This window comes from Kitasatospora sp. NPDC002227, from assembly GCF_040296285.1.
Classification (GTDB): Bacteria; Actinomycetota; Actinomycetes; order Streptomycetales; family Streptomycetaceae; genus Kitasatospora.
In genome coordinates this window covers 64531-75614 of sequence record NZ_JBEOWY010000039.1, presented here as the reverse complement: position 1 = coordinate 75614, position 11084 = coordinate 64531, and the positions used below count along the sequence as shown (strand labels likewise).

The 11084-nt window shown below is 76.5% G+C and carries 1 pseudogene; it reads right to left on the bottom strand.

The window, feature by feature from the left end:
* Positions 1-494: 494 nt before the first annotated feature.
* Positions 495-10796: pseudogene (locus tag ABT095_RS27960) on the bottom strand (type I polyketide synthase); the annotation flags it as partial.
* Positions 10797-11084: the final 288 nt, after the last annotated feature.

Below are 11084 nucleotides of genomic sequence, written 5' to 3'. Positions count from 1 at the left end.
AAACGCTCGGCTGGGAAACCCCAGCCGAGCGTCTGGCTAAACTCCTCGCGGCCTAGACAACCGACCACGTGTTGCAACGACCCCTAGAAACCGCCTCCCAGCGCCCGGGCCCTCGCTTACGGATCACGTCGGATGAGCGGGCGTCGTTGGGGTGCGTGCCCCGGCGGCGCCCGCCCGGCGTGATCCGTAAGCGAGGGCCCAACCCCAGCTCTGCCGGCGGTCCGTCAGGACCGGCCGAACTCGCTCTCGATCAGCGCCAGCAGTTCCTCGGCGGAGGCGTCGGAGACGTCCTCGTCGGGCTGCTCCGCCGCGCCCCGGAGCGGCTCGGCGGTCGGCGGGTCGAGGTGGGCGAGCAGGGTGCGCAGCCGGGTCGCCAGCGAGCTGCGGGTCGGCGCGTCCTGCGCGGTCAGGCCGGCCACCGAGGCCTCGAGGCGGTCGAGTCCGGCCAGTGCGTCACGGGCCGCGTCGGGCTCGTCCAGGGCCAGCCGGTCGGCCAGGTGGGCGGCCAGGTCGGCCGGGGTCGGGTAGTCGAAGACCAGGGTCGGCGGCAGCTCCAGTCCGGTCTCGGCGGTGAGCCGCCTGCGCAGGTCGATCGCGGTCACCGAGTCCGAACCGAGCGCCTGGAACGGCTGGTTCGGCTTGACCTGCCCGGCCCCGTCGTGGCCGAGCGCGGCGGCCGTCTGGGCGAGCACCAGATCGAGCAGGGCCGATCGGCGCTCGGCCGGGGAGAGCCCGGCGAAGAGGTCGGCCCGGGGCTCGGCGGCCGGCGTCTCGGTGGCCGGCGCGAGCTCGGCGAGCAGCGGGCAGGGCCGCAGCGCGGTGAAGACGGGAAGGAAAGCCGCCCAGTCCACGTCGGCCACCGTCAGCCTGGTCTCGTCCTGGCCCAGTGCCTGGCCGAGGGCGAGCACGGCCTGGTCCGGGTCCATCGGCCGCAGGCCGTGCCGGGCCAGCTCCTCGGCCGCCTCGGTGCCCATGCCCGGCCCGGCCCACAGGCCCCAGGCGATGCTGGTGGCGGCCCGGCCCCGGCGGCGGCGCTCCTCGGCGAAGGTGTCCAGGAAGGCGTTGGACGCGCCGTAGCCGGCCAGCCCGCCGCTCCCCCAGACGGCGGAGATCGAGGAGAACAGCACGAAGCTCTCCAACTGCTCGCCGAGCAGTTCGTCCAGGTGCTGGGCGGCCAGCGCCTTGACGGCGTTGAGCCGGGCCAGCTCCCCGGCGGTGAGCTCGGCCAGCGGGGCGCTGTGGCCGAGCCCGGCGGCGTGCAGCACGTCGGTGATCGGACCGCCCCCGGCCTCCACCCGGGTGATCAGTGCGGCCACTTCGGCCCGGTCGGCCACGTCGCAGGCGGCCAGGGTGACCCTGCTGCCCGCGCTCTCCAGTTCGGCGGCCAGCTCCCGCGCCCCTGGTGCCTCGGCGCCCCGGCGGGAGACCAGCACCAGGTGCCCGGCCCCGGCGGCGGCCAGCCAGCGGGCCACCCGGGCCCCGATGCCGCCGGTGCCGCCGGTGATCAGCACGGTGCCGGTGGGTGTCCGGCCGCTGCCCGCCCGGTGCGGGGCCCGGACCAGCCGCTCGGCCCGGAGGGTGCCCGGGCGCAGCGCGATCCGCTCCTCACCGGAGGTGAGGGCGGCGGCCAGCTGTTCGAAGCCACCGGTTGCCGGCAGCTCGATCAGGCCTCCGAGCCGCTGCGGCGCCTCCAGACCGAGCGAGCGGCCGAGCGACCAGACCTGGGCCTGCCAGGGGTCGAGCGGCCCGTCGCCGGGCTCGACCCGGTGGGTGCCCCGGCTGAGCAGCCAGAGCCGGGCCTCGCCCTCCAGTTCACCGAAGGCCTGCAGCAGCGCGAGGGTGGCCGCGACGGGCGCAGGCAGTGCGGTCTGCTGTGAGTCGGCCTGGAGCGCGAGCAGCGAGACCACCCCGGTGGCCTGCTCGGCCCCGGCGCCGCGCAGCAGCCCGGCGAGCGCCTCGCGGCCCGGCTCCCCGCAGGTCACGGTGGTGACCTCGGCCCCGGCTGCCCGCAGCGCCGCCTCGGCCTCGGCCTCGGCAGAGTCGTCGGCTGCACCGATCAGCACCCAACGGCCCTCCAGTCGACCGGCCCCGGGGGTGACGGTGCGCCAGACCGAACGGTAGCGCCAGCCGTCCAGCGCCGCCGCCCCGCGCTGCTCGCGGCGCCAGCGGGCGAGTGCGGGCAGTACGTCGTGCAGCGGCTGGGCGGGGTCGACGCCGAGCAGGTCGGCCAGGCCGTCGGCTTCGACGGCGGCCCAGAACGGCGTCTCGCCACCGGGGAGTTCGGCCCGTGCGGGGGCCGCCAGCCAGTAGTGGGTGCGCCGGAAGGCGTACGTGGGCAGGTCGACCGGCCGCGCACCGGTGCCCTCGTAGTACGCCGCCCAGTCGGGGTTGACCCCGCGCACCTGGAGCCGGCCGAGCGCCACGGTGACGGCCTTGGTGGCGGGCTGGCCGCCGCGCAGGGCGGGGATCGCCTCGGCGGCGCCGTCCAGCGTGCGGTCGGCGAGGGCGGCGAGCACACCGTCCGGGCCGAGTTCGAGCAGGGTGTGGGCGCCCTGGCGCTGCAGGGTGCGGACGGCGTCGCCGAACCGGACGGTGTGGCGGACGTGCCGCACCCAGTACTCGGGGTCGCACAGCTCGGCAGGGTCGGCCAGCTCGCCGGTGAGGTCGGAGACCACCGGGATGCGCGGGGTGGCGTAGCTGATCCGCTCGGCGACCTTGCGGAACTCCTCCAGCATCGGGTCCATCAGCGCGGAGTGGAAGGCGTGGCTGACGGCCAGCCGGTTGACCCGGCGGCCCTGGGCCCGCCAGTGCGCGGCCATCGCCTCGATCGCCGCCTCCTCACCGGAGAGCACGGTGGCGCGCGGGCCGTTGAGCGCGGCGATTCCCGCCCGGCCGGTGTACCCGGCGAGCGCGGCCAGCGCCTCCTCCTCGTCCGCCTCGACGGCCAGCATGGCGCCGCCGGTGGGCAGTTCCTGCATCAGGCGGCCCCGGGCGGCGACCAGCGCGCAGGCGTCCGGCAGCGACCAGAGCCCGGCGGCGTACGCGGCGGTGATGCCGCCGACGGAGTGCCCGGCGACCAGGTCGGGCGCGATGCCCCAGGAGCCGAACAGCCGCAGCAGCGCGGTCTCCAGGGCGAACAGTGCGGCCTGGGTGTAGGCGGTGCGGTCGAGCAGCGCGGCCTCGGGGCTGCCCTGCGGGGCGAACAGCACCTCGCGCAGAGAGCGCCCAAGGCTGCGGTCGAGCCGGGCGCAGACGGTGTCCAGCGCCTTGGCGAAGACCGGCCAGGCGGCGTACAACTCCCGCCCCATGGCGGCCCGTTGGCTGCCCTGGCCGGAGAACAGGAAGGCGAGCTTGCCGGGCGCGGCCTCGCCGAGCACGGCCTCCGCCGGGGTACGGCCCTCGGCCAGCTCCGCCAGCGCGCGCTCTAGCCCCGCGTGGTCCCGGGCGGTGACGGCGGCCCGGTGCGGCAGGGCCGCCCGGGTGGCGGTCAGCGACAGCGCCACGTCCCACGGGTCCGCCGTGGCCAGCCGCTCGCGCAGCCTGGCCGCCTGGCCCGCCAACGCCTCCGGCTCGGCCGCCGACACCAGGACGGGGGGCAGGCCGCGCGCCTCGCGCAGCGCCCGCGCGGTGGCGGGCAGTTCGGCGGTCGCCGCAGCGGCTGTCACCGCCACCTCGGCCGGCGCCTGCTCCAGGATCACGTGCGCGTTGGTGCCGCTGATACCGAAGGAGGACACGCCGGCGCGGCGCGGGCGGCCGGTCTCCGGCCAGGCCACCGACTCGGTCAGCAGCTCGACCGCGCCCGCCGTCCAGTCCACGTGCGAGGTCGGCTCGGCCACGTGCAGGGTGCGCGGCAGGGTGCCGTGCCGCAGGGCCAGGACCGTCTTGATGACGCCCGCCACCCCGGCGGTGGCCTGGGTGTGCCCGAAGTTGGACTTCACCGAACCGACCAGCAGCGGCCGCTCCGAGGAGCGCTGTCCGTAGGTGGCCAGCAGCGCCTGGGCCTCGATCGGGTCGCCCAGCGGCGTGCCGGTGCCGTGCGCCTCCACCGCGTCGACCTGGTCGGCCGTCAGATCGCCGTCGGCCAGCGCCTGCTGGATCACCCGCTGCTGCGCGGGGCCGTTCGGGGCGGTCAGGCCGTTGGAGGCGCCGTCCTGGTTGACGGCCGTGCCCCGGACCACGGCGAGCACGGGGTGGCCCAGCCGCTCGGCCTCGCTGAGCCGCTCGACCAGCAGCATTCCCACGCCCTCGGCCATCGCCATCCCGTCCGCCCCGGCCGCGAAGGCCTTGCAGCGGCCTTCAGCCGCCAGCCCGTGCTGGCGGCTGAAGGCGACCAGCCCGCCGGGGCCCGGCATGATCGCCGCACCGCCCGCCAGGGCCATGGTGCACTCGCCCCGGCGCAGCGCCTGCACGGCCAGGTGCAGGGCCACCAGCGAGGAGGAGCAGGCGGTGTCGATGGTGAGGGCCTGGCCCTCCAGGCCGAAGGTGTAGGAGATCCGGCCGCTGGCCACGCTCGCGGCGCTGCCGGTCAGCAGGTGGCCCTCGAGGCCCTCCGGTGCTTCGTGCAGGCCCGCGCCGCCGTAGCCGGCCTGCGCGGCGCCGACGAAGACGGCGGTCCGGCTGCCGCGCAGGCCGGCCGGGTCGAGCCCGGCGCGTTCGAAGGCCTCCCAGGAGGTCTCGAGCAGCAGCCGCTGCTGCGGGTCCATGGCGAGGGCCTCGCGCGGCGAGATGCCGAAGAAGCCCGCGTCGAACTCGGCCGCGTCGTGCAGGAATCCGCCCTGCTGGACGTAGGTGCGGCCGGGCTTGTCCGGATCGGGGTCGTAGAGGTTGTCCAAGTCCCAGCCGCGGTCGGTGGGCAGGCCGGAGATCGCCTCGCCGCCCTCGCTGAGCAGCTCCCAGAACTGCTCGGGGGTGTGCAGCCCGCCGGGCAGCCGGCAGCTCATCGCGATGATCGCGATCGGGTCGGTCTCCGTCCCGGCCCCGGCGGCGGCCGCCTCGGCCGCGACCGGGGCCGCGACCACCGCGCCCAGCAGGCCCTCGGCGAGGTGGGCGGCCAGCCGGTTCGGGGTGGGGTGGTCGAAGACCAGGGTCGGCGAGAGCCGCAGGCCGGTCGCGGCGGTCAGCCGGTTGCGCAGCTCGACGGCGGTCAGCGAGTCGAACCCGAGCTCGCGGAAGGCCCGTTCGGGGTCGACGGCCGTGCCCTCGCGGTGGCCGAGCACGGTGGTGGCGTGGCTGCCGACCAGGTCGAGCAGCAGCCCGTGCCGCTCCCCCTCGGGCGCGGCGGCCAGCCGCGACGCGAGGTCCGAGCCGCCGCCCTGCTCGGCGGTGGCCCGCTCGCGCCGGGCGGGGGCCTTGACCAGGTCACGCAGCAGCGCGGGCAGGGTGCCTGCCCCAGCCTGGCCACGCAGCGCCGCGGTCTCCAACTTGACCGGTACGAGCAGTGGTTGGTCCAGGGACAGCGCGGCGTCCAGCAGCCGGGTGCCGTCGGCGGAGCCGAGCGGGCGGATGCCGCCGCGCGCTATCCGCTCCAGGTCGGCGGCGCCCAGGTCGCCGGTCAGGCCGCTGCGCTCGGCCCACAGACCCCAGGCCAGCGAGGTGGCGGGCAGGCCCTGGGTGTGGCGCAGCTGGGCCAGGCCGTCCAGGAAGGCGTTGGCGGCGGCGTAGTTGGCCTGTCCGGCGCTGCCCAGGGTGCCGGCCAGCGAGGAGAACAGGACGAAGGCCGACAGATCCAGGTGCCGGGTCAGCTCGTGCAGGTGCCAGGCGGCGTCCGACTTGGCCCGCAGCACCTGCTCGAACCGCTCGGGGGTGAGCGCGGCCAGCACGCCGTCCTCGACCAGCCCGGCCGTGTGCACCACGGCGGTCAGCGGGCGCGCGAGCCCGGCCAGCAGAGCTGCCAGCCGCTCGCGGTCGCCGACGTCGCAGGAGGCGAGGGTCACCTCGGCTCCGGCGGCGGTCAGTTCCTCGCTCAGTTCGGCGGCGCCGGGCGCCTCGGCGCCCCGGCGGCTGACCAGCAGCAGGTGCCGAACGCCGTGCTCGGCGACCAGGTGGCGGGCCATCAGCCCGCCCAGTGTCCCGGTGGCACCGGTGACCAGCACCGTGCCCGTCGGGTCGATCTCATGACTGACCGTCAGCACCACCTTGCCGATGTGCTTGGCCTGGCTGACGAAGCGGAAGGCGTCGGGGGCGCGGCGCAGGTCCCAGACCCGGGTGGGCAGCGGGGCCAGCGCGCCGGAGTCGAAGAGCGCGGTCAGCTCGTCCAGCATCGAACGCGTCCGCGCGTCCCCGGCCTCGCCGGTCTGGAAGGCCTGGTAGCGCACGCCCGGGTGCTGCGCGGCCACCTCCTCGGGGGCGCGGACGTCCGTCTTGCCGAGCTCGATGAAGCGGCCGCCGCGCGGCAGCAGCCGCAGCGAGGCATCGGTGAACTCGTACGCCAGCGAGTTGAGCACCACGTCCACGCCGCGCCCGCCGGTGGCGGCGAGCCAGCGGTCGGCGAAGGCGGTGTCCCGGGAGGAGGCTATGTGGGCGTCGTCCAGGCCGAGTTCGCGCAGCGCCTGCCACTTGCCGGGGCTGGCGGTGGCGTACACCTCGGCGCCCAGGTGGCGGGCGATCCGGACGGCGGCCATGCCGACGCCACCGGCGGCGGCGTGCACCAGCACGGCCTCGCCGGCCAGCAGACCGGCCAGGTCGACCAGGCCGTACCAGGCGGTCAGGAAGGCGACCGGCATGGCGGCGCCGTCCGCGAAGGTCCACCGCTCGGGGATGCGGACCAGCCAGTGCCGGTCGGTGACGGCCAGCGGGCCGAAGCCGCCGGTGAACATGCCCATCACCCGGTCACCGGGCGCGAAGTCCGTGACTCCGGGGCCGACTTCGAGCACCACACCGGCGCCCTCGCTGCCCAGTAGCGCCTTGTCCGGGTACATCCCCAGCGTGATCAGCACATCGCGGAAGTTCACGCCACAGGCCCGCATCGCGACCCGGACCTGGCCCTCGCGCAGCGGCGCCTCGGCGGCCGGCCACGGCTCGGTGGTGAGCGCGGCCAGGGTGCCGGAGCCGTCGGCGGTGAGCCGCCAGGGGCCCTCGGCGGGGACCGCGAGCGGCAGCTCGGCGCCCGCCTTGGCGAGCCGGGGTACCAGCGCCTGCCCGGCCCGCAGCGCCAGCTGCGGCTCGCCCGCCGCGAGGGCGGCGGCCAGCGCGCCGGGCAGCGCGGCCCAGGAGGCGGGGGTGGCGTCGCTGTCGAGCAGGGTGAGCCGGTCCGGGTTCTCCGCCTGGGCACTGCGCAGCAGGCCCCAGACGGCGGCGGCCACCGGATCGCCCGCCGCGCCGTCCTCGGTCGCGACCGCGCCCTCGGTGAGCAGCACCAGGCGGGTGCCTGCCAGGGTGTCGTCGGAGAGGAAGCCCTGCACCGACTCCAGGGTGCGCACCAGCAGTTCGCGCGCCGCGGCCGGGGCCTCACCGCCACGCGAGCGACAGGCGGCCAGCAGCACCTCGGGAGCACCGCCCGCGTGCGAGGGCAGCCCGAGCGGCTCGGCGAAGGCGGCCGTCTCCTCCCCCAGCACCGCCCACGCGCCGGCCCCGGCCGCCCCGGCCGCCACGGCCGCCAGCGGCTGCCACTCCACCAGGTGCAGCGAATCGACCGGCTTGGTACGGGCGGCGGCCAGCTGGGCGGGGTCGATGGCCCGGAACACCAGCTGCTCCACCGAGGCGACCGGCGCGCCGGTGGAGTCGGCGACGTCCAGCGTGATCGCGTCGGGCCCGGCGGCGGCCAGGCGCACCCGCAGGCCGCCCGCGCCACCGGCGGCCAGGCTGACGCCCGTCCAGGCGAACGGCAGGCGGGTGGTGGTCCGACCGTCGTCCAGCAGACCGGCCAAGCCCGCCGCGTGCAGGGCGGCGTCGAGCAGCGCCGGGTGCACGCCGTACCCGGCGGCGGTGGACTGCTGGTCGGCGGGCAGGGCAATGGTGGCGAACACCTCGTCGCCGCGCCGCCAGGCCCCCTGCAGGCCCCGGAAGACCGGGCCGTAGCCGTAGCCGCGCTCGGCCAGCCGGTCGTACAGGTGGGTGACCTCGACCGGCTCGGCGCCCGGCGGCGGCCAGGCCGTCAGGTCGGCGGCGGTCCTCGGTGCCTCGTCGGCCGACAGGGTGCCGGTGGCGTGCAGCACCCAGGGGGCGTCGTCCTCGGTCTCGGCCTGGGAGTGGACGGTCAATGTACGGCGGCCCGCCGAGTCCGGCGTGCTGACCCGGACCTGCAGGCGGGTGCCGCCGGTGCCGACCAGCGCCAGCGGGGCGTGCAGGGTCAGTTCCTCGACCAGCTCGCAGCCTGCCTGGTCACCGGCCCGGAGCGCGAGCTCGACGAAGGCGGTGCCGGGCAGCAGCGGCGTGCCGCCCACGGCGTGGTCGGCGAGCCAGGAGTGGGTGGCGAGCGAGAGCCGGCCGCTGAGCACCAGCCCGTCGCCGTCCGCCAGCGCCACGGCGGCGCCCAGCAGGGGGTGTTCGACACTGCCCAGGCCCAGGCCCGTGGCGTCGCGCTCGGTGTCGGGGACGGGCTCCAGCCAGTAGTGCTCGCGCTGGAAGGCGTAGGTCGGCAGGTCGACGGGCCCGGTGCGGCCGAACAGCGGCGCGAGGTCGAGCGCGACGCCGTCCACCAGCGCCTCGGCGGCGGCGGCCAGGAAGCCGCGGACCGGCTCCTGCGGCTGCGTCTCGCAGCGCAGGAAGACCCGGTGGCCGGCCTCGGTCAGGGTCTCCTCTGCACCGGCGAGTTCCACCGGACCGCTCCAGTACGCGGCGTCCAGCTCCCCGGCGCCGACCCAGCGGCCGGTCCGGGTGGAGAGCAGCGGAATCTCCGGCACTGCCGAAGCGGCGGAACTGCCGTGCCCGGCCAGCACCTTGGCTGCCTCCGGCACCGGCAGCGCACCCGCCACACAGGCCGCGACCAGCTCGCCACTGCCGTGCCCGAGCACGGCGGAGGGCCGCAGGCCCAGTGAGAGCCAGAGGGCGGCCAGCGCGTACTGCACCGCGAACGCCTCGGCCACCGCGCCCAGTCCGTACGGGGCCAGCTCGGCCTCGGCCGCCGCCAGGGCCTGCGCGAACGCCGGGAAGGCGGCGGCGAGTTCTCCGCTCGGAGCGACGGTTCCCAGCTCGGGGAAGACCAGCACCGCGCCGCCGTCGCCCTGGGCCCGGCCGGTCAGCCCGCCCCCGGCGGCCACCTCGGCCAGTCCGGCGAGCAGCTCCGCCCGGGTGGCGCCCAGCACCACGGCCCGGTCCTCGAAGACCGTCCGGCCGCGCACCAGGGCGGCGCCGATCGCCGCGAGGTCGCGGCCCGGGTCGGCGGCGAAGGCCGCCAGCCGCTCGGCCTGGGCCCGCAGCGCCTCCTCGCCGCGCCCGGAGACGACCCAGGGCAGCAGCGGCAGGGCCGGGGCGTCCGCCGCCACCGGCTCGGCCGCCGGGGCCTGTTCCAGGATCAGGTGCACGTTGGTGCCGCTGACGCCGAAGGAGGAGACGCCGATCCGGCGCGGCCGCTCGGTCTCCGGCCAGGCCAGCCGCTCGGTGAGCAGCTCGACCGCGCCGGCCGTCCAGTCCACGTTCGGGGAGGGTGCGTCCACGTGCAGGGTCTTGGGCAGCACGCCGTGCCGCATGGCCAGCACCGACTTGATGACGCCGCCGACGCCCGAAGCCGTCTGGCTGTGACCGATGTTGGACTTCAGCGAGCCGAGCCGCAGCGGCCGGTCCGCGGGCCGGCCCTGGCCGTAGGTGGCGAGCAGCGCCTGGGCCTCGATCGGGTCGCCGAGCGAGGTGCCGGTGCCGTGTGCCTCGACGGCGTCCACGTCGGCGCTGCTGAGCCCGGCGTCGGCCAGGGCCTGGCGGATCACCCGCTGCTGGGAGGGGCCGTTCGGGGCGGAGAGGCCATTGCTGGCGCCGTCCTGGTTGATCGCGGTGCCCCGGATCACGGCCAGCACCTGGTGGCCCAGGCGCTTGGCGTCACTCAGCCGCTCCAGCACCAGCATGCCGACGCCGTCCGCCCAGGCGATGCCGTCGGCGGCGGCCGCGAACGGCTTGCAGCGGCCGTCCTTGGCCAGCCCGCCCTGCCGGGCGAACTCCACGAAGGCCCAGGGCGTGGCGGAGATCGCCGCGCCGCCCGCCAGGGCGAGCGAGCACTCGCCGCCGCGCAGGCTCTGCACGGCCATGTGCATCGCGACCGAGGAGGAGGAGCAGGCCGTGTCGACGGTGACCGCCGGGCCCTCCAGGCCGAGGGTGTAGGCGATCCGGCCGGAGGCGACGCTGCTGATCGTGCCGGTCAGCAGGTACCCCTCGACCCCGTCCGGCAGCGGCTGGTGCCCGCCGCCGCCGTAGCCCTGGAACGCGGTGCCGACGAAGACCCCGGCCCGGGTGCCGCGCAGGGTGGCCGCGTCAAGACCGGCCCGCTCGATCGCCTCCCAGGAGGTCTCGAGGAGCAGGCGCTGCTGCGGGTCCATCGCGAGGGCCTCGCGCGGCGAGATGCCGAAGAAGCCCGCGTCGAACTCCCCGGCGTCGTAGAGGAATCCGCCCTGGTTCGAGTAGAAGGTGCCGGGCTTGTCCGGGTCCGGGTCGTAGAGCTTGTCGATGTCCCACCCCCGGTCCGTGGGCAGGGTGGAGACCGCGTCGGTACCGGCCTCGACCAGCTCCCAGAGGTCCTCGGGCGAGCGCACCCCGCCGGGGTAGCGGCAGGCCATCCCGACGATCGCGATCGGCTCGTGGGCGGCGTCGGTCAGGCTGCGGTTCTGCTGCCGCAGGCGCTCCGTCTCCTTGAGCGAGGCGCGCAGCGCGTCGAGGAGCTGTTCGGTGGAGGTGGTCATCGTGAACTCCGCTGGTGCGTCGATCTCAGGAGTCGGACGGGTCGAGGGCCATACGGATCAGGCTCTCCGCGTCTAGCGCGTCGATGTCGGGGGTGTCGGCCAGGTCGGCGGCCGGGGTGGCCGGGGTCTCCGGCTCGGCGGCCAGGCGGAGCAGGCTCTGCTCCAGGCCGGCCTCGCGCAGGCGCTGCAGCGGGATGCCGGCGAGCAGCTCCCGGATCGCCGCCTCGGCCGGGTCGGCGGGCGTGGGCGCAGCGCTGCCGG